This window comes from Nitrobacter sp. MLSD-S21, assembly GCF_058809865.1.
Genome location: NZ_JBXASZ010000003.1, coordinates 609234 through 631753, shown reverse-complemented (window position 1 = coordinate 631753; position 22520 = coordinate 609234). Strand labels below are relative to the sequence as shown.

Sequence of the window (22520 nt, the reverse complement as noted above, 5' to 3'; positions counted from 1 at the left end):
GCCTGTTGGATCGTTGCTCTGAGAGAGAGAACCTGCCTGATCGGGACTGCCGGCCCGGTACCAACACTGGGGGGATGGACCGGCAGCCCCTAGCCGGACGCCTCCCGGCTCTCCGATCATATTCGAAAGATCACCAGAGAATCCATGCGACGATCCGTCATCTTGGCGGCGATGGTTCGTGATGACGGCCGCGCAACTGCGCGGCGCTGCATACTTCAAGGCGATGTCTGCGGCGACCTGTCAGTGTCACGATGGCCCCGCGATACAACATCCGTAGGGATGTTGTGATGATGTCGGTGCAATCCATGTTCGCAATGCGGCAGGTCTGATCGACCGCAGCACCTGAGTTTTCGTTTTACCGATTTCCTTCCGCGACATGGCGATGTACTTGTCGATTGCATCGCCCAGCGTGGAATGCGTTCAAGTCCACAGCGCTTCTTCATCCGCGCCTGTAAGATATTGGTTAGAATGAAAAAACCCGCAAAAAGATACGAATCCATATTTAGTGTCGCCCCGATGATGGAGTGGACCGATCGGCATTGCCGCGTGTTCCATCGCCTGCTCGCGCGCAAGGCGCGGCTCTATACCGAAATGCTCACGACCGGCGCGGTGATTCATGGCGCGCGCGATCGGTTGCTTGGGTTCAGCGACGTCGAACACCCGGTCGCGCTCCAGCTTGGCGGATCGAATCCGGTTGATCTCACTACTTCAGCAAAGATCGGCGAGGATTTCGGTTACGACGAAATCAATCTGAATGTCGGCTGCCCGTCAGACCGGGTGAAGGACGGCCGGTTCGGGGCTTGTTTGATGGCTGAGCCGGACGTCGTTGCCGAGACTGTCAACGCCATGAAACGCGCAGTGTCTATTCCGGTCACCGTGAAGTGCAGAATCGGAATCGACAACCAGGATCCGGAAACAGGCCTTGACACATTCGCGCGCAAGGTCAACGACGCCGGCGTCGATGCGCTGATCGTCCACGCGCGGAAAGCCTGGCTCCAGGGATTATCTCCGAAGGAAAACCGTGATATCCCGCCGCTCGATTATGACAGGGTTTACCGGTTGAAGGCCTCGCTTCCCGACCTGCCTATCATTGTCAACGGTGGCATCGGCGGGATCTCGGAAGCGAAACAACATCTGGCGCATGCCGATGGCGTCATGCTGGGTCGCGCCGCCTATCACGAGCCGCGGCTTCTGCTGAAAGTCGATACCGAGCTCTTCGGCGAGGCAGCTCTGTACGCGACGATGAAGCGTGCGCTGGAGGCCATGATACCCTACATCGAAGATCAACTGGCAGGCGGCGCGCGGTTGCATTCCATCACCCGGCATCTTGTCGGCGCGTTTCATGGCGTGCCAGGGGGGCGAGCGTTTCGACGCTATCTTGCCGAGAACGCTGTGAAGGCCGATGCCGGTGTCGATATTCTGCGGGAGGCGATTGCGCTGGTGGATGAGCTTCCGGCGTATTCCGTAAACGTGGATAGCTCGGGGCCGGAACGCGCTGCTCAGAGCGCGCGCACGATCAGGACCATCACCAGCACGCCGAAGCTCGCCACGTCGGCATAGCTGGTCCGACATAAAGCGGAAGGAATACTCTTCGGGCGACTGCGAGGCTCTCGGCCTGCCGAACGAAAAATCGGAATCTTTATCCGCGCGACATGCCGCTACGTCGCGTTCGAGAAGTATGACCACGTTTATATTCCAGGTTCGTCAACAAAGGCGGCGATCTGACGATTACGCCAGCATGGCATCGAGAGCCGGTGTGGTCAGTTCAGTGACGGCATCGCCGTGCCTAAAGAGGACAAGCGCCGCAAGCTCGTGCTTGACGGCGAAATCGACACCGGCGTCCGGTCCCAGCACCATCAGCGCCGTGGCGTAGCCATCCGCTTCCATGCACGAGCGATGCAGGACCGTCGCAGTCATCATGCCGTTAGCGATCGGCCATCCGGTTCGCGGATCCAGGGTGTGGGAGAAGTGGTCCGCGCCGCGTGTGAAACCGCGTTCGCATCCGGACGTCGCGATCGCAAGCTGGTGCAATGCGACCAGAATCGGTTCGGCGGCGACATCGGTCGTCGACCGCTCCGGTCGGTCGATCTCGACCCACCACGGGCTGCCGTCCGGTTTGACGCCGTTGCCCCGCAATTCGCCGCCGATCTCTACCAATGCGTTGTGAATCCCAAGCTCGCCCAACGTTTCCGCCACCAGATCGACCGCAAATCCTTTGGCGATGCCACAGAGATCAAGCGGTCCGCAATTGGATCGCCGCAGGCGTCGGGCGCTGGTATCGAGGTCAAGCTGTTGCCATCCGCATTCTCGGTGGCGTCGAGCAACCTCATCCGGCGGTGGTGGCGAGACGCGCGAGCCGCTCGGGCCAAAACCCCAGAGATCGACCAGCGCTCCCATGGTGGGATCGTAGGCGCCGCCGGATTCCGCCGCGATGCGCAGCGCGCTCGCCATGACGCGGCCGAACTCCAGTGGCAGATTCTGCCATTGGTTCAGCGCCAAGCGGTTAAACCGGCTGATGTCGGACTGGCTTTCCCACGGGCTCATCTGCGCGATCACGCGCTCGAGGGCCAGCGGAATCATCCGATGCACCGTTTGCACGCTGGTCGACGAGCCAACAAACTTGACCGACCAGGTGGTGCCCATGGTCGAGCCGGCCAGCTCTCGGATGCGCTCGCCCGCAGGTGCAGCGTGCGGCATCTCCGGGATTGTCGGGATAGCCACACGCCGCGTGATCGACACCGTCATTGGCGTGGTTACTGCGGCAGCACTTCGACCGTGGTGATGTAAGTGCTGCGGCGCTGGGCGTCCTTGATCTTGCTCTTGTCGTCTTGCACTGATGCTTTCATCCAGTAGAAACCGGGATCCGGGAAGGTGATGCTGAAGGTGCCGGTCTCGTCGGTCGTTGCCTTGCTCTCGTTCAGTGTATCGCGATAGCGGATTCCGCCGGGAACAATTTCCACCGCTACACCAGTGGCGGGCTGGCCGTCCATTACGAGACGGAACGTCGCCTTCTCTCCAACCATCAGACTGTTCGGATGCGTCACCGGGATCATCTCGAGTCCGACGCCGGTTGGTTTCAGTGTGTCAACTGAGGGCTTCCCCGATGTAACGAAGGATTCGATTCGGCTGCGGTTTTCCGTGACCTTTACGTCGGTCGCCTTGGCGGGAATGGCCTTGGCTAGTTCGTCAGGCTTGCCGCGCCAGCGCTTGTTCTCTCCGTCCAGTTTATAGCTGGCGAACAGACCCTGCTGGGTCAACATCAATTTGTAGGTGCCGGGTTGCGCCAGTTTGAAATCGAAGGTGTTGCGGAAGTGGCCTTTAGTCAGATTCTCCGGCGCGACGGCTTTGCCGTCGGGGCCCTCGATCGTCAGGTTGTCGAGCGGCAACGGGTTATGCTCAAAATAGAAGAGGTCGTTGGAGATGGCGCCATCGACCGTGACCCAGAGGTCAGGGCCGGACAGCACGGTTGCCGATGGCAGCAGCCAGGGGCGGTGAGCCTGCGCGGGCAGGGCAAGCAGCGAGACCGCCGCAGCGATCAATGCGAACTTGAGGTGGTTGGTCATGGCGAAATCCTTTCCATGAAAGCTGTGAAAGCGATAAATGCACGGCGTCTTCGTAGGCGCGGATCAGAGCGTTTTCGAACGACGTGAATACCGGCTCTCGTGAAGAAAACGCGTCAGATCGAATTGAGAAATTTCGCTTCTGATTTCATCAGAAGCGAAAGCTCTATGGATTCAATTTCAATGTGACCGTGCCAAGCTCACGTTCACCCTTGGCTTCGCTGGTTGCCGGGGCTTTCGGCGGCCATTCGAATGGGATTTTCAGCAGCTCACGGCCGCCGACTTCGCGAGCGGCCTCGATGACGAGCTGGTATTTGCCGGGGGTCAGTCCTTCGAGCGGTTTGCCGGCGCTATCAAACTTGATCTGATGGGTACCGGGCGCGCGGGTTGGACTGGACAATCCATCGACGGGCATCGTCAGTTCGCGGCCCGAGCGGCGCCACCACTGCCGCATGTCCTTGAGCCACTTCGTACCCTCGTTTTTCTTGTGGTTGACGTCGTACCACACGGCGAGGTTGGTGATCTTGCCGCCGTCTGCCTGTTCCACCCACATGGCGATGTAAGGCTTATGGTACTCGGCGACGGCGAGCTGGGGAATATCTATGCTGATCGTCGCCTCGGAGGCCAGCGACGAGCCTGCGGCAAGGGTCGAGAGTGCGGCGGAAATCAGGAGACGCATTGTTTACCTTCTAGCCATGAATGAGAAAAACAACGAGCAGGGTCGGAATAATCAGTCCCATGGTCACGACGGGCCAGGTGGCCGGACGTCGTTTGGCATGAAGCTGCAGAAGCAACAGGCCGGTGAGGCAGAAAATGATTGCGGCGGCGGCAAACACGTCGATGAACCAGCTCCACGCCTTGCCCGTGTGGCGACCCTTGTGCAAATCATTGAGATAGGCGATCCAGCCGCGGCTGGTGACCTCATACGACACCGCACCACTGTCGCGCTGGATGCTGAGCCATGCGTCGCCGCCAGGCTGAGGCAGGGCGACATAAACCTCATCGGGCGACCATTCAGTGTCGCGTCCGGCGGTGTTGACGTTGACCTCGCGCCGCAACCACTCGCTGATACTCGGCGGCAGAGCCGCCTTGGTTTCGCCTGGATCAGACGTCAGGTCGGCGATCAGCGCTTGTGGCAGTTGTGCCTGACGCATCGCAACCGCGGGCTTGGATTCGATTTGACCGGCATTGTTCAGCGTAATTCCGGTCAGGGCGAACAGCAACATACCGATCAAACAGAGGCCTGAGCTGATCCAATGCCACTGATAGAGCTGATTAATAAAGAAAGCGCGACGCTTCTTTCGCTGCCAGAGTTCGTTGCCCTCGACAGTCAATCGATCCGGATTGTCCATTTATCTCGTCGCCGGGCCAGAATTCCGCAAATTCAAGAGGCGCGGGCGGCACCCCTCAGGTAGGCGAAAATTGTTTAGCGAAGCCGACCTGGCTTTACTACAGCACAAAATTAGGTTTGTTCTAAACTGAGTGCCCCGTTCCGAGGCGCACGAGTTTCCCCGGACATTGGCTGGCATAGTTTTGTTGCGGTTTGACCATCGAAGAGGGGTTTGATCGAGCCCCTCACCCTTCCCGTCCGGCTGACAGGCCGAGGCTAAGCGCAAGGCGCGACGCACTGGAATGACGCCCGCATTTTTTCTATATCATCCCCGGTTCCGGTTCCAGAATTCGCGTATTCTTTGCAAACCTATGATGTGAACTTCAGTCTCAAAGAGACACCAGCATCTTATCGTGTGAGTGGTTCAGAACTTCGCTTGACCGGATCCGCGGAAACAACAATTTCAAGTTTCTGAATCACGCTGATTTTTGCGTCAAGTTGATCGAGGGTAAACAATATGACTTCGACAATCGACAAGGATGGTGCGGCCGAAAGCCGGGTGTTTGAAGCGGATGTGGCCAAGCTGCTCCAGATGATGGTGCACTCGGTTTATTCCGACAAAGACGTGTTCTTGCGGGAGTTGATTTCGAACGCGGCCGACGCTTGCGAGCGTCTGCGTTATGAAGCGATCAGCGATCCCACATTGCTGGCAGACGAGACCAGGCCGCAGATTTGCATAACCATTGATGCGGAACGGCGGCAACTGACGGTCGAGGACAACGGTATCGGCATGAGCCGGGACGAGATGGTCGACGCCCTCGGAACGATCGCCCGGTCAGGCACTAAGGCTTTCATTGAGCAGGCTCAGGCCGCAGAGTCGGGCGACGGCGTCACTCTGATCGGTCAGTTCGGGGTCGGCTTCTATTCGGCCTTCATGGTGGCGGATCAGGTCGATGTGATCTCACGGCGTGCGGACGCCAAAGAGGCATGGCGCTGGTCATCGGATGGGAAGGGCACATTCACGGTTACGCCTGTGGATGAAAGCGAAGCCCCTGCGAGAGGAACCCGTGTGACGCTTCATCTTACCGAAGACGCCACGGGATATACTGATCGGTTGAAGCTTGAACAAATGATCAGGGAGCAATCGGGTCATGTGCCGGTCCCGATCGCACTTGTCGAGAAGCCCGGCGCCGCTCCGACCGAGATTGCCGATGGCGCGGCGCTTTGGACCAAGCCGCGCGGCGAGATTAACGCTTCCGAATACGCCGATTTCTACCGCAGCGTCGCAGGCCAATTCGACGAACCCGCGCTGACGGTGCATTTCCGCGCCGAGGGACGACAGGAGTTCACGGCGCTCCTGTTCGTACCGCAAAACCGGCCTTTCGATCTGTTCGAGCCGGACAAGAAGCAGCAGCTCAAACTTTACGTGAGGCGCGTTTTTATCACTGACGATGCCGATCTACTGCCCCGCTATCTGCGATTCGTGCGCGGTGTCGTCGACTCGGCGGACCTTCCGCTCAATATCTCGCGCGAAATGATTCAGGAAAGCCCGATCCTGGCCGCAATCAAGAAAAGCATCACCGGCCGTATCCTCAGCGAACTGGAGAAGCTTGCCGACAAAGACGCGGAGGCTTACGGGAAAATCTGGGAGGCCTTCGGTCCGATGTTCAAGGAGGGCATCTACGATGCCGCCGACCGGCGCGACACCATCCTGGGGCTCTCACGCTTCAAGACCACGGCCGGATCGTTGCGAAGCCTCAAGGACTATGTCGGCGCGCTGAAGGAAAATCAGACCTCGATCTACTATCTCGCCGGGCAGGATGCCGCGCGTCTCGAAGCTTCGCCCCATCTGGAGGGCTTTCGCGCCCGCGGCGTGGAGGTCCTGCTGCTGTCCGATCCGGTCGACAGCTTTTGGGTCACGTCTGGACCGAGCTTCGAGGGAAAGCCGTTCAAATCCGTGACGCAGGGAGCGGCGGATCTGGCGGCAATTTCGCGCCTCGACGCGAGCCCCGAGCCTTCGCAGGACGTCAGCGCTGGTGTCGCGGAGTTCCTTGCCTTCCTCAAGACGACACTCGCGGACCTGGTTTCGGACGTTCGCTCGTCCGAGCGTCTCACCGACAGCCCGGTCTGCCTTGTCGCGTCCGAGTCAGGTTATGATCGGCAACTGGAAAAAATTCTCGTCGGTGTTGGACAATTGGCCGGCGTATCCAAGCCGGTGCTCGAGGTGAATCCGCGTCATCCGCTGATCGCTTCGCTGGCAGCGCTCGGGGAAAGTGATAGCGAGTTCAAGGAGGACACCGCGCGAATGCTGCTCGACGACGCGCGCGTTCTCGACGGCGATCGCCCCAGTGATGCACTTGAGTTTTCCAAGCGTCTTGCCCGCATTGTCGAGCGGGGACTGCGTCGTTCGACCGCGGAGGGTAGCGATTGATGGATGCTCGATGTGAGCGATCAAACCTGTAAATGATTGTGCGGCGGGCATGGCTATGGCGTTTCGAGCGAAGCATGTCCTTAGGCTGACCCGAGGATGGAACGGTTCGCGTGAAAAAACGCGTCAGATTCCATCAAGAGGAAAGGCTCGAACTGATACGGCCGAGAAGAACGTCTCTCAAGACCACCGCATTGTTGCGTGTTTCATCGTGAGCCGCAAAGACAAGCGTTATCCGGCCGGCTCGTGCGCAGGCGCGCAGTTCGTCGAGCTCTTCCGGGTGTTCCTGTATCTCATCCGCGTATCGCTGCCGAAATTCCTGCCAGCGGGCGGGATCATGCCCGAACCATTTGCGCAGATCGGTGCTGGGCGCGATGCCTTTTATCCACCGATCGATAGCGGCGTCCGTCTTTCGGAGACCCCTGGGCCATAAGCGATCAACCAGTATCCGCGTGCCATCATCCGTATCGGGAGCCTCATAGGCTCGCTTCACGTTGATGTTCTTGACCGCAAGCACCTTCGCTCAGTCGCCCTGACCGGGATTTGCCGAAAAGTATTGTTCCAGCTTGTCCGCAACGCCGTCGAAAGATTTCGCGTCGGCGGGAGCATCGCGCTTGATCGTAATGTTCGGCCAGACCGCGGCATATTCGGCGTTCAGCTTGAGCCAGTTTTCAAGGTCCGGCTCGGAGTCAGGCTTGATGGCTTCGGCCGGACATTCAGGCTCGCACACGCCGCAGTCGATGCACTCATCAGGATTGATGACGAGCATATTGTCGCCTTCGTAGAAGCAGTCGACCGGACATACCTCTACACAATCCATGTATTTGCATTTGATACAATTTTCGGTGACAACGAAGGTCATCTCCAAGACTCCGCGAAGGCAGGATAGAAGCGCGACGGGCATCGGCGGAAACCTGACGTAAGCGCGATTTCCGCGAATACCCATGCCCGATATAGGTCGTATACCTAAACAAAGACCGCAGCCAAGATGATCATGTCACCCTGCCAGCAGGAACGCTGGCCGACCCGGTGCGGGATTACGACGATATAGGACCGGATCCAATGCCTTCCGGTTGTTCCAGGGCAAGATTTCCGGCGAGGCCGTAATCCAGCACGCTCTTCTTATAAGATACATTGTGAATAGCCCTTATATGCTCGATTCAGCCAGGAAGCAACATTTCATGTAGTTTTTGCGCGTGGCGGGTACCGCTTCGCCCGAAAAACGGGTCAATACGAAGCGAGCGAATGTTCCAATCAAGAAGGAGACAAAAATGGCCAAGCGGCTGTCGGAGGAAGAACAAAGAACAGCGCTCAATGAGCTGTCGGGTTGGTCGCGGGTCGCGGGCCGCGAGGCCATTACGCGTACTTTCACGTTCCGGGATTTCAACGAGGCTTTCGGCTTCATGACGCGTGTCGCGCTGGTTGCCGAAAAGAGCGATCACCATCCGGAGTGGCGTAATGTCTACAAGACGGTGGAGGTCGTGCTCGCGACCCACGACGCCGGCGGCGTCACCGAGCGCGACATCAAGCTCGCCGATGCGATGAACGCGATCGCAAAACAGCCCCTGGGGACGTGAACGGGCCAATGCCGATCTTGCAACGGAGAAACAGAGTTCCCACGTGGTAAAGACGATTTTGGCGAACCGCGCCATGATGTTTCAGGAACCCGGATGATGGCATCGAAACACAGTGTGGGATTTGAGCCAGCCGATCGGCTGGCGCAGGATCGCGACAGCGTGCGCCGGCGGTTCTGGAGCAAGCTGAAGCGCGTCGTGGCTCATGTGCCGTTCGCCGAAGACCTGTTGGCCGCCTACTATTGCGCGTTCGACAAGCAGACGCCGCGTCATGTGCAGGCGTCCCTGCTCGGCGCCATCGCTTACTTCGTCCTGCCGCTTGATTTTGTTCCCGACATGTTGCCGGTGCTCGGCTTCACCGACGATGCCGCGGTGCTTGCGACGGCGATCAGGATTGTGGCTGCGCATATCACGCCAGAGCATCGTGAGGCCGCGCGCGCGGCATTGAAGCGCGGAATAAAGAACGAAGTGGCGTAACCGCCTTGAACAATGCTGCGCTTCATTGCGAAGGCGACGCTTTCGTCGCGGTCGCTATGGATGCGTGATTCCCTCACGCGACCGTGCGCGACTTTATTGTTGCAGCCCAACGAGGCGAGGCAGAGAGCTTGCGAATCGTGACGCAAGCCGCAAGGATGGACCGCCTTCACAAATCAGGCGTTTCCAGTTATTCCCGATGACGTGTGAACCGCGCACGTCAAGCCATCTTCCAGTCACAAATGATGAAGGACGAGATTTGATGATGTCTATGCGGCAATTGCTGACAGTTCTGGTGGGAAGTCTGCTCGCAGGTGGGCTCGGCCTTGCTCCCGCATTCAGCGCACCGACAGCCGGCAGTTCGGAGCCAACGCTGCTCGGACAGTTCGGCGCGTGGGGTGCGTATACCGCGTCGTCTAGTGGCAAGAAGGTGTGCTTCGCTCTCGCCAAACCGACATCCTCAAAGACCAATCCGCCCAATCGGCCGCGCGATCCGGCCTACGCCTTCGTTTCGACCCGGCCGGCCGAGAAAGTGACGAACGAAGTGTCGGTCACGATGGGCTATACACTCAAACCGGGTTCGGAAGCCACGCTCGAGGTCGCCGGTGCGAGCTACGCAATGTACGCCCAGGGCGACGGCATTTGGATCAAGAACGCCGCCGATGAAGACCGGCTGATCGATGCCATGCGCAAGGGCACGGACGCGACCGTCAAGGGCGTGTCTTCCAAGGGAACGCAAACCACGGACGTCTTTTCCCTCAAGGGGCTGTCTCAGGCGCTGGACAAAATCGTGCAGGATTGCAAGCACTAGCGCCGTTACCATTGCAGCATTTGTCGGCTTTTCAGCGGGGCCTGGAAAGCTTATGTCATGCGCATGAATGAGACGCCCGGCAACCTGAGCACTGTGTCGACTGAGATCGCCATCGCCGCGAGCAAACCGGTTGCGCCCGAAACGGCGACCGGTGGCGCTCCTTTGGAGAAAGTCGCGCTTGAAACCTACGTGCCGCCCGCGAAGCCGTCACTGATCGGCCTCACGCGCGCGGAGATTTCCGAACGGCTCGCCACCATCGGCATCCCGCGGGAGCAACAAAGGATGCGGGTGCAGCAGCTCTGGCACTGGATGTATGTCCGCGGCGTCCAAACTTTCGCCGAAATGACCAGTGTGTCGAAAGACCTGCGCGCCGAATTGGAAAAACACGTCACGGTCGATCGGCCCGAAGTGGTTGCCGAACAGATTTCGAGCGATGGAACACGCAAATGGCTGCTGCGGCTGCCGAGCGGTCATGATCTCGAGAAGCCGCATGAAGTCGAATGCGTCTACATTCCTGAGACCGACCGCGGCACGCTGTGCGTATCGTCGCAGGTCGGCTGCACGCTGAACTGTTCCTTTTGCCACACCGGAACCCAGCGCCTGGTGCGCAATCTGACGGCGGGTGAGATCGTTGGCCAGATCATGGTTGCACGCGATCGTTTGAACGACTGGGCCGACCGCGAGACGCCGCACGGCAATCGTCTTGTCACCAACATCGTGATGATGGGAATGGGCGAACCGCTTTATAATTTCGACGCGGTTCGCGATGGGCTTTTGATTGTCGCCGACAATGAAGGCATTGGCATCTCGAAGCGTCGTATCACTTTGTCGACGTCCGGTGTGGTGCCGAACATCGTTCGCGCCGGCGAGGAGATCGGCGTCATGCTGGCGATCTCGCTGCATGCGGTGCGCGACGAGCTGCGCAATGAACTGGTGCCGTTGAACCGCAAATATCCGATCGCCGAACTGATGCAGGCGTGCCGTGATTATCCGGCGGCCTCCAACGCCAAGCGGATCACGTTCGAATATGTGATGCTGAAGGGTGTCAACGATTCGCTCGACGACGCCAAGCGGCTGGTGAAGCTGCTCAAGGGTATCCACGCCAAGATCAACCTGATTCCCTTCAATCCGTGGCCGGGCACGCGTTACGAATGCTCGGACTGGGATCAGATCGAGAAATTTTCCGAATACGTGTTCAATGCCGGGTATTCCTCCCCGGTGCGTACGCCGCGTGGCCGCGACATTCTGGCCGCCTGCGGGCAACTCAAGTCCGAAACCGAGAAGTTGTCGGCTCGTGAGCGTCAGGCGCTTCGTGCCATGGCGATGACGGATTGAGGCATGATCCCGGAACGTGGGAACCGATTTTCGGATAAGATCATGCCCAAAAACCGATTGAGTTTCTCTTGTCCCTGATAGGCCGGCTGTTCGCGATTCTGTTCGGACTCCTCGCGGCGTGCCTCGTTGCGGGCACCATCATTGTGGTGGCGTTGCTGTATCCCGAGTTCAGCAATCTCGATGTCGCACCGCCCAACCCGGATACGCTGGACATCATTCTCGGATTCGGATTCATCTTCGCCAGCGGCTTTGCGTTGCTGCCGGCGATGATCGTGGTCCTCCTCACCGAAGCCTTCTCTATCCGGGGCATACTGGCCTACGCCGTTGGTGGTGCGATTTGTGGTGCGGCCTGTTACCTTGGCCTGATTCCGTTCGATCCTGGGACCATGCATTTTGAAGGCATCGTGCGCCGCCATCTCGAAATCATGACCGGAGCGGGGGTCATCGCCGGCTTCATTTATTGGCTGATCGCGGGGCGGAATGCCGGCGTGTGGCGGAAAGCTCCACGCGATCCGCGGCCTCCGGATTTGCCGTTGCGGACCTGAGCCGCCTTGGCCTTTTCATGCCTGTTGCCGTCGGCTAAACCGCGCTCATGAACCGCGCCGGATTAATCATTGCGCTTGGACTTGCGCTCGTGATCGGGGTCGCGTTCGGGATCCATCCCGAATACGACCTTCACCTCGCGGCGCTGTTTTATGATTCCGCGACCAAGACTTTTCCGCTCAAGTCAGATGCGCTCGCCTCGTTCGCGCGCAATGCCGCGATGTGGGTGGCGTGGGGGTTCGCGGTCCCTGCGATCATCGCGCTGGTCGTCAAGATGTTCCGCCCGGATCGTCCGCTGATGATGTCTGGTCGGGCCGTTGCATTTCTACTCATCACGATGCTGCTCAGCGCAGGAATCCTGACTAACCTGACGTTCAAGAGCTACTGGGGGCGGCCGCGGCCGGTGATGGTGACGGAATTCAATGGCCCCTGGAAATTCATGCCATGGTGGGACCCACGCGGCGAATGCGGCAGAAACTGTTCCTTCTTTTCCGGCGAGGGTGCGACCGCGTTCTGGACCTTGGCGCCGGCGGCGCTGACGCCACCCGTCTGGCGACCGCTGGCCTATGCGGGTGCGATCACGTTCGGCGCAGTTACCAGTGTGCTGCGGATGGCCTTCGGCGGTCATTTCTTCACCGACGTGGCGACGGCGGGTCTGGTGGCATTTCTGGTGATCTGGCTGGTTCATGGCTACATCTACCGCTGGCCATCGACTCGCAAGAGCGACGCAGAGATCGATGCCGCGTTGACCCGCTTCGCCTGGCCCGGCTATCGGGCGCGGCAGCGATGGCGAGGCCGTGATGTCGGCCCCGTACCCGCGCCGGAGAAGCCGGTATGAGTGTTCGGACCTTGCACGGGGTCCGGTTCCGCCTATAGTCCCGCCGAATTTTGTAGTTACAGAAATCCATAGGGTTTTCATGAATAAGAATGTGAAGAAGGTGGTGCTCGCCTATTCGGGCGGGCTCGACACTTCGATTATCCTGAAATGGTTGCAGACCACCTACGGCGCCGAGGTTGTGACCTTCACTGCCGATCTCGGTCAGGGCGAGGAACTGGAGCCCGCTCGCAAGAAGGCGCAGTTGCTCGGAATCAAGGACGAGAATATCTTCATTGAGGATCTGCGTGAGGAATTCGTTCGCGATTATGTATTCCCGATGTTCCGCGCCAATGCGGTCTATGAGGGCCAATATCTGCTCGGCACCTCGATCGCGCGGCCACTGATTGCGAAGAAGCAGATCGAAATCGCCGAGAAGGTCGGCGCTGACGCAGTGTCTCATGGCGCGACTGGCAAGGGCAACGATCAGGTCCGATTCGAACTCGGCTATTATGCGCTGAAGCCTGACATCACCATCATCGCGCCTTGGCGCGAGTGGGACTTGCGCTCGCGCGAGCAACTGATCGCATTCGCCGAACAGCATCAAATTCCGATCGCCAAGGACAAGCGCGGCGAAGCGCCTTTTTCCGTCGATGCCAATCTTCTGCACGCTTCCAGCGAGGGTAAGGTGCTGGAAGATCCGGCGCAGGAGGTGCCGGATTATGTGTATTCGCGCACCATCGACCCGGAGGCCGCGCCGAATCAGCCGACCTACATCACGATCGATTTCGAAAAGGGGGATGCTGTTGCCATCGACGGCATGAAGATGTCTCCCGCCACCTTGCTCGCGAAGCTGAACGAACTCGGTCGCGCCAACGGCATTGGCCGGCTCGATCTGGTCGAGAACCGTTTCGTCGGAATGAAATCGCGCGGCATGTATGAGACGCCGGGCGGAACCATCCTTCTCGTCGCCCATCGCGGCATCGAGCAGATCACGCTGGATCGTGGCGCGGCGCATCTGAAGGACGAATTGATGCCGAAATACGCCGAGCTGATCTACAACGGCTTCTGGTTCTCGCCGGAGCGCGAGATGCTGCAGGCTGCTATCGACCAGAGTCAGCGATACGTCACCGGTCAGGTGCGGCTGAAACTCTACAAGGGCAACGTCATTCTTGTCGGCCGCGACAGCGAATATTCACTGTACGATCAGGACCTCGTCACCTTCGAGGAAGGTGCTGTGGCTTACGATCACCGCGACGCGGCCGGTTTCATCAAGCTCAATGCACTGCGGCTGCGCACGCTCGGCCAGCGCCGGAAGAAGCTGGGGCTGTAGCAATAGGCTTGCCCGCCAACTGTATAGCTGAGCCCGCTGGCGGGTTGTATCATGAAAAAATGGCCGGGACTGTTCCCGGCCATTTTCATTTTAATATTGTCATCGATCAGTCGTGCGGCGGCGGGGACGCCGAGGCCTGCCCGCCGTTCAACAGCGGCGTGATGCGCCGCGCCGTGACGCGCCGGTTCTCCCGAGAGGGACCGTCAGTCTGCACCTTCAGGTTCTGCTCGCCATAGCCCTGCGTTACCAGGTTCTCCGCCGGCACCTGGAATTGCTGCGTCAACAATTCCGCAGCCGATTGCGCTCGGCGATCCGATAGCGACAGGTTGTCCACGTCGTTGCCCACCGCATCGGTGTGGCCTTCGATCAGGAACACCTCGCTCGGATTGCGCGCGATCGCACGATTGATGCCGTCGGCAATCACCTGCAGTTTCGCGGCCTGATCGTCCGGGATATCCCACGATCCGGTCTCGAAATTGATGGTGTCGAGATCGATGCTCGGCATCCGCGCGCGCACCATCGGGCTGTAGCGGACTTCGTCGAGCGTATAAGGACGCTCGATCGATTCCACGGGCGGCGCCATCAAGGTGTCGTAGATCACCTCGGGCGGCGCACCTTCCGCCTCGACAATGTAACGATCCTGCGGAATTCCAATTTGAGGCGGAGGCAGCGATACGAAGTAGCCGCCGATCGCACCTGCCACCATGCCGGCGGCGACGCCTGCAGCGAGCGAACCGCCTCCGCCGCCGTAGCCGCGACGTCCATTGTCGATGATAACCACTTCCTGGCCGCGCTGGTCACGGCGGATTCGTCGCAGCATCCGCCCATCGCGATCGTTGACGGTGATGATCTGCGTGCCGTCTGGTCGCACCACAATGTTGCGAGTGTCGTTGCCGATACGCTCCTGCCGGAAATCCCGCGCGCCGCGACGGAAACGATCACTTTCGTTGTGCTGGATGAACGAACGCCCGCTCGGATCGCGCACGATGACGCGGCCTGGCTCGGTGATGATGGTGCGGCCATCCTGCTGGGTCTCCCGCCGCGCAGACCGGAAATCCTCGATGCGGCGTGGCCCCTGTGACGACGCTCCGGGCGCAACGACCTTGTCGGCGACCGGCGGCGGCGGCGGCAAAGGCGCCGCGACGGTTGGCGGTGCCTGACGGGAGTCGGGCACGCCTGTAGGCCTTGCGGTCCGGCTGCCGGGGGTGGAAGGCTCGGATCCGGCCTTGGTCCCGTTCGGGCTGGTGGTGGTGGCAGGGACTGCCGGAGCGGCCACGGGTGGAGTCGCCGGTGCGGATGGCGGCGAAGCCGGTGCCGCGCGAGGCGACGTTGGGGCAGCGCTTGGCGCTACGGGAGTCGTGCCGGGTGTCGAGGTTGTCTGCGCGGGCGCTACGCCCTTTTGGCGGTCACCGGAAGCTTCAGGTCCGCCTGGATCGCGGCCGGACCTACCACCACGGCCTCGTTCGTCGCGACGCATCGTATTCGGCTCCGCGCCGGCAGGCGGCATCGAGGGCTGCGCGGTCGAAGCAGGGGTCGTCGGTGCGGATTTTGTCGCGGCCGGAGGCGGCGCGCTCTTTGACTGAGATGGCGGTGCGGCGGCTGGGGGCACCGGTGGCTTCGGAGCTGCCGGAGGTGTAGCCGGCTGCGCCGTCGGCGCAGCTTTCGGCGCGGGCGGAGGAGCGGGAGGCGTTGCGTGTTGAGGTGGTGTCGCCGGCCGCGACGGCGCAGCCGTCGGCGGCGTCACATGCGGTGGCGGCGGCGCGGTCGGCCGTACGGTAGCTGGCGGTGGTGGCGCTGGGGGCGGCGCTGCATGGGGCGGGGGAGCCGCGGGTCGCGCAGGTGCGCCGGGCGGCGGGATCGGACGAGCAGGTGCAGCTTTCGGCGGCTCTTTCCGCTTTTCCTTGTCTCCACTCTCGGCCGATGGCGCCGCCTGCGCGAACTGGACCGGTCCGGATTGCGCCTGTGAAGGCGTCGTCATCAGCGAGGAGACAGTGAGAGCCGATGTGGCGAGCAGGACCAAGCGAAAATTCGTCATGACAACTTTTTTCCAAGAGAAGTTTTGGCAACAGACTCAAGCCTGCTGCCAGTGGCAGGAACGCGATCAACCGATAGCGATAAGGCTGCAATGTGGCAGCCATCATGAGCAACGCTCGATTTATTCATGCCTACGGATCAAGTGCACGCGACATCATCGGCCCATATGGATCGAATCTCCATCGCATTCACGTTTGTTCGGCGATTACATCGTGGCGGGAGGTTGCGCTGGCGGCGTCGGAGGACTCCGCGGCGGCAATTCGTCCGGCTGCTGACCGGGTAATTCCTGCGGAGGCGCGGGAGTGTCCGGTTCTTGCCTCGGCGGCGGAATGTCTGGACCTGGCTGGGGACTTCCGGGCGGGTCTTCGCGAGGCGGCTCCGTCGGACGGCCCGGTTTCGGGTGCGGCACTTCCGTCGGTTCATCACCCATCAAGCTCTCCATTCGCGCTCATTGTCCAAGTAGCTAACAACTTCCGCGGTGTGATGTTCCGAGGCCGCGTATTGCAGTCGCAAGTGCTGGTCATGAAACTTACAGGGAGCGTTGGTATGAAGGATTGCGAACATGCTATCGACTTAAGGTTGAGATCAGGCGCTTTACCGCTGCACGCGTGGGCTGTCAGTCGTGCTTGATGAGGATCGCGCGACAGCAGCAGGCCACGGCGATTAGCGTGGGGCTGGCAGTCACAGGGTGAATGGCGATGCTTTCATTCGGATCGCCTGCGTTCGTGCGGCCGACCGCGGATTTTCTGACCTGCACTGAAACGGCCCAGACAACGTGTGCGGCGTCGCCCGGCGACGAATCCGGTATCGTGCTATGAGTACTTTTGGCTCATGGAGATCGCTGCCCGCGGGGACCGCATCGCGCGGGAATCAAACCTGGCGCTCGACCAGCTTCAGCTTCAGCATGGCGATGGCTTCCGACGGATTGAGATTCTTCGGACACGCCTTGGTGCAGTTCAGAATGGTGTGGCAACGATAGAGCCGGAACGGATCCTCAAGATAGTCCAGCCGCTGACCGGTGGCCTCGTCGCGCGAATCGGTGATCCATCGTGCCGCCTGCAACAGCGCGGCAGGACCGAGAAAGCGATCACTATTCCACCAATAACTCGGACATGATGTCGAGCAGCAGGCGCACAGAATACATTCGTAAAGACCGTCGAGCTTTTCGCGGTCCTCGCGGCTCTGCCGCCATTCCTTCTGCGGAGTTGGCGTCGCGGTCTTCAGCCACGGCTCGATCGAGGCATACTGCGCGTAAAAATTTGTCAGGTCGGGGACGAGGTCCTTCACAACCGGCTGATGTGGCAGCGGATTGATCTTCACCGCGTCGCCGGAAACGTCGTGGATTGACTTGGTGCATGCCAGCGTATTCTGGCCGTTGATGTTCATGGCGCAGGAACCGCACACGCCTTCGCGGCAGGAACGGCGAAAGGTCAATGTCGGGTCGATGTGGTCCTTGATCCAAATCAGACCGTCGAGCACCCTCGGGCCGCACTCATGGACATCGATATGGAAGATATCGACTCTTGGATTTTCGTCGTCGTCCGGGTTCCAGCGATAGACCCTGAATTCGCGCGTTTCGGTCGCGCCTTCCGGCTTCGGCCAGGTCTTGCCGCTGGTGGGCTTTGAATTTCTCGGAAGCGCGAATTTAACCATCGGTGCGTCCTTGCTGTCTGTCCGTCATTGCTAACTTGATCCGGCAATCCCTCTGCTCGCGAAGGTCATAGATGCGCGGGTCAGCGCGGATGACATTTGGTTTCGGATCAATACACCCGCGCCTTTGGCGGAATGTATTGAACGTCGTTGCTCATCGTGTAGTCGTGTACCGGTCGGTAGTCGATCGTGGTAAGGCCGTGATCGCTGAGCCGGACCAGCGTATGTTTCATCCAGTTCTGGTCGTCGCGATCCGGGTAGTCTTCGCGCGCGTGGGCGCCGCGGCTTTCGGTCCGGTTAGCGGCGGAATCCATTGTCACCACCGCTTGAGAGATCAGGTTGTCGTATTCCATCGTCTCCATCAGGTCCGTGTTCCATACCAGCGAGCGATCGAACACGGCGATGTCGGCACTTCCCTCGTAGACTTCGTGAATCAGCTTCTGGCCTTCCGTCAGGATATCCCGGGTGCGGAAGACTGCGCAGTTGGCCTGCATCACGCGCTGCATATTCTCGCGCAGCCTGGCGGTCGGCGTGCCGCCCTTGGCGTAACGAAATTTGTCGAGGCGGCCGAGCGCCATCTCGCTGGAATTCGCAGGCAGATCGGGTTGCTTGTCCTTGGCCGTGAGCTTTTCGGCGCAGCGCTGGGCGGCGGCGCGGCCGAACACCACGAGATCGATCAGCGAGTTGGAGCCGAGGCGGTTAGCGCCGTGCACGGAGACGCAGGCGGCTTCGCCCACCGCCATCAGGCCCGGCACGACCGCATTGTCGTCGCCGTTCTTCTTGGTGACCACTTCACCGTGGAAGTTGGTTGGGATGCCGCCCATGTTGTAGTGAACGGTCGGCAGGATCGGTATCGGCTCGCGGGTAACGTCGACGCCGGCGAAGATCTTCACCGACTCTGAGATGCCCGGCAGCCGCTCGTGCAGCACTTTCGGGTCGAGATGATCGAGGTGCAGGAAGATGTGGTCTTTTTTCTTGCCGACGCCGCGGCCTTCGCGGATTTCGATCGTCATCGCGCGCGATACGACGTCACGCGAGGCGAGGTCCTTGGCGGAGGGCGCATAGCGCTCCATGAAGCGTTCGCCCTCGGCGTTGACAAGGTAGCCGCCTTCGCCGCGCGCACCCTCGGTGACGAGACAGCCCGAACCGTAGATGCCGGTCGGGTGGAACTGGACGAATTCCATGTCCTGCAACGGCAGGCCGGCGCGCAGCGCCATGCCGCCGCCGTCGCCGGTGCAGATGTGCGCCGAAGTGCAGGAAGCATAGGCGCGTCCATAGCCGCCGGTTGCGAGAATGGTGGTCTGGGCGCGGAAGCGATGTAGCGTGCCGTCGTCGAGCTTCAGCGCGATCACGCCGCGACAGGCGCCCTGATCGTCCATCATCAGGTCGATGGCGAAGAACTCGATGAAAAATTCGGCATCGCGGCGAAGCGCCTGGCCATACATTGTGTGCAGCATGGCGTGGCCGGTACGGTCGGCGGCGGCGCAGGTGCGCTGGGCCTGGCTCTTGCCGTAATCGATGGTCATGCCGCCGAATGGGCGCTGGTAGATCTTGCCGTCTTCGGTGCGGGAGAACGGAACACCCCAATGCTCGAGTTCGTAGACCGCCTCCGGAGCGTTACGCACCATGTACTCGATGCTATCCTGATCGCCGAGCCAGTCCGATCCCTTTACGGTATCGTACATGTGCCAGCGCCAGTCATCCTTGTGCATGTTGCCGAGCGAGGCGGAAATACCGCCCTGTGCCGCTACCGTGTGTGAACGGGTGGGAAAGACCTTGGTGATGCAGGCGGTGCGCAGGCCGGCCTGACCGCAACCCACAACGGCCCGCAGGCCGGCCCCGCCGGCCCCGACGACGACGACATCATAAGTATGGTCTTCGATGGGGTAGGCCTTGCCGTTGACGGCCGCCGCCGCGTTGCCGTTTCCGGCCATGAACTAAACTCCGGATGACAGTTTGAAGATGGCATAAGCGGCGGTCAGCGCCAGGGTGGCGGAGAAAAAGTTGTTCGCCATGATCGACGCCAGTTTCAGCTTCTCGTCGTGCACGTAGTCCTCGATAATCACCTGCATCCCGATCTTCATATGCCAGATGCTGGCGACTGCGAATAGCAGCATGATGATGGCAATCGGCGGCGAGCCAAGAATCTGCGCTGCGCCTGCCTGGTTGCGGCCGAGCAATATCATCATGACCACGACCATCGGTACGATGAGCAAGATCATGGCGACCGAAGTGAGCCTCTGGCGCCAAAAATCCGTTGTACCGGAATGGGCGGAGCCGAGGTTACGAACCCGCCCCAGCGGCGTCCGCATGGACTTCGCGCCGGGTGGCGGCTGTACGGTCATCGTCCTCCGCCTCCGATCGCATAAGCGGCGATCCAGAGCAGTACCGTGAGTAGAATGCCGCCGATCAACGCTGCCCGGGTCAGCCACTCACGTTCGGTCGGCTTGAATCCGTAACCGAGATCCCAAACGAGGTGACGAACGCCGCTCAGCATGTGATGCATCAGCGCCCATGTGTACCCGAATGCGATCAGACGTCCCGCCCAACTCGACGTAAAGGACTGGACCGCGGCGTAAGCGCCCGGCCCGGATGACACGGCCATCAACCACCAGACCAGCAGCAACGTTCCGAAATAGAGCGCCACACCGGTGGCGCGATGAACGATGGACAATGCCATCGTCAGGGTCCAGCGGTAAATCTGAAGGTGCGGTGAAAGCGGGCGTTCGATCCTAACGGTCATCGATGGCTTCGCTGGTTGCGGGCAAGCGGCGCAAGCCCGGTTGGGATCCGCGACAAGCAATTCTGTTCATATATTTATGGAGTTAAGCCAGCCTGTGCAACGCTCAAAATCGCCATTTGCGAATAGCTGTTCAGAACTATGCCTTCACATTTCATTAACATCATGCGGCCGAAAGCTGCCAGGGGCCTTTGGCTCGTGACGGCCTAGCTTTGCTTGTATAGACCGGCATAGGCGTCACGCAGGATGTTCTTCTGCACCTTCCCCATGGCGTTGCGCGGCAGTTCATCGACAAAGATCACGCGTTTCGGCATCTTAAACTTCGCCAGTCGCCCATTCAGCGCTACCAGCACCTGTGCCTCCGCGAGACCTCCGTCCTTGCTGCGAACTACGACCGCCGTAACGCCCTCCCCGAAATCCGGGTGAGGTACGCCGATGACGGCGCTCTCGATCACGCCCGCCAGCGCATCAATTTCGCTTTCGATTTCCTTCGGATAGACATTGAGGCCTCCGGTGATCACGAGGTCCGTGCCGCGGCCGAGGATGTGCACATAATCCCTCTGATCGATTTTGCCGATGTCGCCCGTTATGAAGAAGCCATCGTCGCGGAATTCGGTCCTGGTCTTCTCCGGCATCCGCCAGTAGCCCTTGAACACGTTCGGACCCTTGACCTCGATCATGCCGACGCTCTCGCGCGGCAGTTCCTTTCCGGTCTCCCGATCGGTGACGCGGACTGAAACTCCTCGCAGCGCAGGGCCGACAGCACCGGGAACGCGTTCGCCGTCATAGGGGTTCGATGTGTTCATGCCGGTCTCCGTCATGCCGTAACGTTCGAGCACGGCATGACGGGTGCGGGCCGACCACTCGCGGTGAGTGTCGGCGAGTAGCGGAGCCGAGCCGGAAATAAACAGTCGCATGTGCCGAGTGGAATCTTTCGTCACTGCCGGATATTGCAGCAGGCGAGTGTAGAAAGTTGGAACGCCCATCAGTACGGTGGCTTTGGTCATCATCCTGATGACAGTATCCGGATCGAACTTCGGAAGAAAAATCATCGAAGCGCGTGCAAACAGCGTGACGTTACTGGCAACGAACAATCCGTGAGTGTGATAGATCGGCAGCGCGTGGATCAGCACGTCCTTCTCGGTGAAGCGCCACGCATCTGCCAAGCTTAAAGCGTTCGATGTCAGATTATCGTGCGTCAGCATCGCCCCTTTGGATCGCCCGGTTGTGCCTGACGTATAGAGGATCGCTGCAAGGTCGTCGCCCCCGCGCACAACCGTGATGAAGTCCGGCTTTGTTGCCGTGGCGGCGTCGGTCAGTGATCCCTTGCCCTTGGCGTCCAGCGTCTCGACCGTGGCGTTCACCTTCGATGCGATCACCTGGATGCCCTCCGCATTCGAGGGGTCGCAGACCACCAGCGCCGGCTCGGCGTCGATGATGAAGAAGTCGAGTTCGTTGAGCGTGTAGCTCGGGTTGAGCGGCAGGTAGATCGCGCCGGCACGAACGGTCGCGAGATAGAGCGCGAGATTTGGCACCGACTTTTCGACTTGTACCGCCACGCGATCACCCGGCCTGACGCCACGGGCCACCAGGACGTTAGCCAGCCGTCCCGAGAATGCGATCAGATCGCCATAGCTAATGCGCCGTCCTTCCGGGGTTTCGATCGCGAGTCGGTCCGCGTCGTCGAGTTCGTCGAACAGGCGCGAGAATAGGTTGGCGTTCATGACGGTTTCCCGTTAGCGATCATACATCCGCGGCGCGATTACGGTGGCGGCGGCAGGTTTGGATAACAAGGTTGCCCTTGTAAGGCAGCCGATGAGCGGGCAGGCGGCCCGGCTCCCGTTTTTGTGAAGCGGATATCTCGCACGCCGGAGATGATGTGCGGGAATGCTGT

At 60.2% G+C, this 22520-nt stretch carries 22 protein-coding genes; 9 read left to right on the top strand and 13 right to left on the bottom strand.

Features of this window, described 5'->3' with window-relative positions:
- Positions 1–468 precede the first annotated feature (468 nt).
- The gene (gene dusA, locus AC1RT6_RS13015; RefSeq protein WP_079448079.1) at positions 469–1560 is read left to right on the top strand and encodes a tRNA dihydrouridine(20/20a) synthase DusA; all 1092 of its coding nucleotides are present in this window, start codon (positions 469–471) and stop codon (positions 1558–1560) included.
- A gap of 168 nt (positions 1561–1728) precedes the next feature.
- On the opposite strand, the gene AC1RT6_RS13010 is transcribed toward dusA, so the two are convergent.
- The 4 genes from AC1RT6_RS13010 to AC1RT6_RS12995 all read right to left on the bottom strand — a co-directional run bounded on the left by AC1RT6_RS13010 (position 1729) and on the right by AC1RT6_RS12995 (position 4912).
- A complete protein-coding gene (locus AC1RT6_RS13010) occupies positions 1729–2745 on the bottom strand; it encodes an FAD:protein FMN transferase (RefSeq protein ID WP_079448078.1) in 1017 nt (338 codons plus the stop codon).
- 8 nt (positions 2746–2753) lie between these two features.
- Positions 2754–3563 (bottom strand): DUF4198 domain-containing protein, encoded by an 810-nt coding sequence (locus AC1RT6_RS13005; protein WP_079448077.1) that lies wholly within the window; start codon positions 3561–3563, stop codon positions 2754–2756.
- Between the two features lie 163 nt (positions 3564–3726).
- Positions 3727–4239, bottom strand: coding sequence for a DUF2271 domain-containing protein (locus AC1RT6_RS13000; RefSeq protein WP_079448076.1), 513 nt, complete (start codon positions 4237–4239; stop codon positions 3727–3729).
- Positions 4240–4249: 10 nt separating this feature from the next.
- Entirely contained in the window at positions 4250–4912 is a 663-nt protein-coding gene (locus AC1RT6_RS12995; protein ID WP_079448075.1) for a PepSY-associated TM helix domain-containing protein, read from the bottom strand.
- Between the two features lie 495 nt (positions 4913–5407).
- Between AC1RT6_RS12995 and htpG the strand changes: the two genes are divergently transcribed.
- Positions 5408–7321 carry a molecular chaperone HtpG gene (gene htpG / locus AC1RT6_RS12990; RefSeq protein ID WP_079448074.1) on the top strand — a complete coding sequence of 638 codons (1914 nt, stop codon included), beginning with the start codon at positions 5408–5410 and terminating at the stop codon, positions 7319–7321.
- Positions 7322–7454: 133 nt separating this feature from the next.
- Here htpG and AC1RT6_RS12985 read toward each other — a convergent pair whose 3' ends face one another.
- On the bottom strand, positions 7455–7835 hold the full coding sequence (locus AC1RT6_RS12985; protein WP_079448073.1) for a DUF488 domain-containing protein: 381 nt from the start codon (positions 7833–7835) through the stop codon (positions 7455–7457).
- Positions 7836–7841: 6 nt separating this feature from the next.
- On the bottom strand, positions 7842–8180 hold the full coding sequence (gene fdxA / locus AC1RT6_RS12980; protein WP_079448139.1) for a ferredoxin FdxA: 339 nt from the start codon (positions 8178–8180) through the stop codon (positions 7842–7844).
- 391 nt (positions 8181–8571) lie between these two features.
- Between fdxA and AC1RT6_RS12975 the strand changes: the two genes are divergently transcribed.
- The 7 genes from AC1RT6_RS12975 (at position 8572) to AC1RT6_RS12945 (ending at position 14202) form a co-directional block, all read left to right on the top strand.
- The gene (locus tag AC1RT6_RS12975; RefSeq protein ID WP_493029503.1) at positions 8572–8895 is read left to right on the top strand and encodes a 4a-hydroxytetrahydrobiopterin dehydratase; all 324 of its coding nucleotides are present in this window, start codon (positions 8572–8574) and stop codon (positions 8893–8895) included.
- A gap of 96 nt (positions 8896–8991) precedes the next feature.
- The gene (locus tag AC1RT6_RS12970; protein ID WP_079448138.1) at positions 8992–9369 is read left to right on the top strand and encodes a YkvA family protein; all 378 of its coding nucleotides are present in this window, start codon (positions 8992–8994) and stop codon (positions 9367–9369) included.
- Between the two features lie 259 nt (positions 9370–9628).
- Positions 9629–10177, top strand: coding sequence for an invasion associated locus B family protein (locus tag AC1RT6_RS12965; RefSeq protein WP_079448071.1), 549 nt, complete (start codon positions 9629–9631; stop codon positions 10175–10177).
- 63 nt (positions 10178–10240) lie between these two features.
- Positions 10241–11512, top strand: a complete 1272-nt coding sequence (gene rlmN / locus AC1RT6_RS12960) for a dual-specificity RNA methyltransferase RlmN (RefSeq protein ID WP_244553567.1) — start codon at positions 10241–10243, stop codon at positions 11510–11512.
- 68 nt (positions 11513–11580) lie between these two features.
- The gene (locus AC1RT6_RS12955) at positions 11581–12057 is read left to right on the top strand and encodes a hypothetical protein (protein WP_079448070.1); all 477 of its coding nucleotides are present in this window, start codon (positions 11581–11583) and stop codon (positions 12055–12057) included.
- 47 nt (positions 12058–12104) lie between these two features.
- Positions 12105–12893 (top strand): phosphatase PAP2 family protein, encoded by a 789-nt coding sequence (locus AC1RT6_RS12950; protein WP_079448069.1) that lies wholly within the window; start codon positions 12105–12107, stop codon positions 12891–12893.
- 79 nt (positions 12894–12972) lie between these two features.
- Positions 12973–14202 carry an argininosuccinate synthase gene (locus AC1RT6_RS12945; protein WP_079448068.1) on the top strand — a complete coding sequence of 410 codons (1230 nt, stop codon included), beginning with the start codon at positions 12973–12975 and terminating at the stop codon, positions 14200–14202.
- A 106-nt stretch (positions 14203–14308) separates the two neighbouring features.
- On the opposite strand, the gene AC1RT6_RS12940 is transcribed toward AC1RT6_RS12945, so the two are convergent.
- From AC1RT6_RS12940 to AC1RT6_RS12910, 7 genes are all read right to left on the bottom strand, one after another.
- Positions 14309–15478 carry an OmpA family protein gene (locus AC1RT6_RS12940; RefSeq protein WP_338013178.1) on the bottom strand — a complete coding sequence of 390 codons (1170 nt, stop codon included), beginning with the start codon at positions 15476–15478 and terminating at the stop codon, positions 14309–14311.
- Between the two features lie 169 nt (positions 15479–15647).
- Positions 15648–16343: a hypothetical protein gene (locus tag AC1RT6_RS12935; protein ID WP_472790662.1), complete on the bottom strand. Its 696-nt coding sequence runs from the start codon at positions 16341–16343 to the stop codon at positions 15648–15650.
- 763 nt (positions 16344–17106) lie between these two features.
- On the bottom strand, positions 17107–17889 hold the full coding sequence (locus AC1RT6_RS12930) for a succinate dehydrogenase iron-sulfur subunit (RefSeq protein WP_079448066.1): 783 nt from the start codon (positions 17887–17889) through the stop codon (positions 17107–17109).
- A 107-nt stretch (positions 17890–17996) separates the two neighbouring features.
- Positions 17997–19820 carry a succinate dehydrogenase flavoprotein subunit gene (sdhA, locus tag AC1RT6_RS12925; RefSeq protein ID WP_079448065.1) on the bottom strand — a complete coding sequence of 608 codons (1824 nt, stop codon included), beginning with the start codon at positions 19818–19820 and terminating at the stop codon, positions 17997–17999.
- A 3-nt stretch (positions 19821–19823) separates the two neighbouring features.
- Positions 19824–20198, bottom strand: coding sequence for a succinate dehydrogenase, hydrophobic membrane anchor protein (sdhD, locus tag AC1RT6_RS12920; RefSeq protein WP_173816044.1), 375 nt, complete (start codon positions 20196–20198; stop codon positions 19824–19826).
- Positions 20199–20227: 29 nt separating this feature from the next.
- Entirely contained in the window at positions 20228–20629 is a 402-nt protein-coding gene (gene sdhC / locus AC1RT6_RS12915) for a succinate dehydrogenase, cytochrome b556 subunit (protein ID WP_079448063.1), read from the bottom strand.
- Positions 20630–20832: 203 nt separating this feature from the next.
- A complete protein-coding gene (locus AC1RT6_RS12910; protein ID WP_079448062.1) occupies positions 20833–22350 on the bottom strand; it encodes a malonate--CoA ligase in 1518 nt (505 codons plus the stop codon).
- Positions 22351–22520: the final 170 nt, after the last annotated feature.

Coding starts and splice junctions, on each gene's coding strand:
- dusA (WP_079448079.1), top strand. CDS start 469: ATGAAAAAACCCGCAAAAAGATACGAATCCATATTTAGTGTCGCCCCG.
- AC1RT6_RS13010 (WP_079448078.1), bottom strand. CDS start 2,745: ATGACGGTGTCGATCACGCGGCGTGTGGCTATCCCGACAATCCCGGAG.
- AC1RT6_RS13005 (WP_079448077.1), bottom strand. CDS start 3,563: ATGACCAACCACCTCAAGTTCGCATTGATCGCTGCGGCGGTCTCGCTG.
- AC1RT6_RS13000 (WP_079448076.1), bottom strand. CDS start 4,239: ATGCGTCTCCTGATTTCCGCCGCACTCTCGACCCTTGCCGCAGGCTCG.
- AC1RT6_RS12995 (WP_079448075.1), bottom strand. CDS start 4,912: ATGGACAATCCGGATCGATTGACTGTCGAGGGCAACGAACTCTGGCAG.
- htpG (WP_079448074.1), top strand. CDS start 5,408: ATGACTTCGACAATCGACAAGGATGGTGCGGCCGAAAGCCGGGTGTTT.
- fdxA (WP_079448139.1), bottom strand. CDS start 8,180: ATGACCTTCGTTGTCACCGAAAATTGTATCAAATGCAAATACATGGAT.
- AC1RT6_RS12970 (WP_079448138.1), top strand. CDS start 8,992: ATGGCATCGAAACACAGTGTGGGATTTGAGCCAGCCGATCGGCTGGCG.
- AC1RT6_RS12965 (WP_079448071.1), top strand. CDS start 9,629: ATGATGTCTATGCGGCAATTGCTGACAGTTCTGGTGGGAAGTCTGCTC.
- rlmN (WP_244553567.1), top strand. CDS start 10,241: ATGAATGAGACGCCCGGCAACCTGAGCACTGTGTCGACTGAGATCGCC.
- AC1RT6_RS12950 (WP_079448069.1), top strand. CDS start 12,105: ATGAACCGCGCCGGATTAATCATTGCGCTTGGACTTGCGCTCGTGATC.
- AC1RT6_RS12945 (WP_079448068.1), top strand. CDS start 12,973: ATGAATAAGAATGTGAAGAAGGTGGTGCTCGCCTATTCGGGCGGGCTC.
- AC1RT6_RS12935 (WP_472790662.1), bottom strand. CDS start 16,343: ATGATGGCTGCCACATTGCAGCCTTATCGCTATCGGTTGATCGCGTTC.
- AC1RT6_RS12930 (WP_079448066.1), bottom strand. CDS start 17,889: ATGGTTAAATTCGCGCTTCCGAGAAATTCAAAGCCCACCAGCGGCAAG.
- sdhA (WP_079448065.1), bottom strand. CDS start 19,820: ATGGCCGGAAACGGCAACGCGGCGGCGGCCGTCAACGGCAAGGCCTAC.
- sdhD (WP_173816044.1), bottom strand. CDS start 20,198: ATGCGGACGCCGCTGGGGCGGGTTCGTAACCTCGGCTCCGCCCATTCC.
- sdhC (WP_079448063.1), bottom strand. CDS start 20,629: ATGACCGTTAGGATCGAACGCCCGCTTTCACCGCACCTTCAGATTTAC.
- AC1RT6_RS12910 (WP_079448062.1), bottom strand. CDS start 22,350: ATGAACGCCAACCTATTCTCGCGCCTGTTCGACGAACTCGACGACGCG.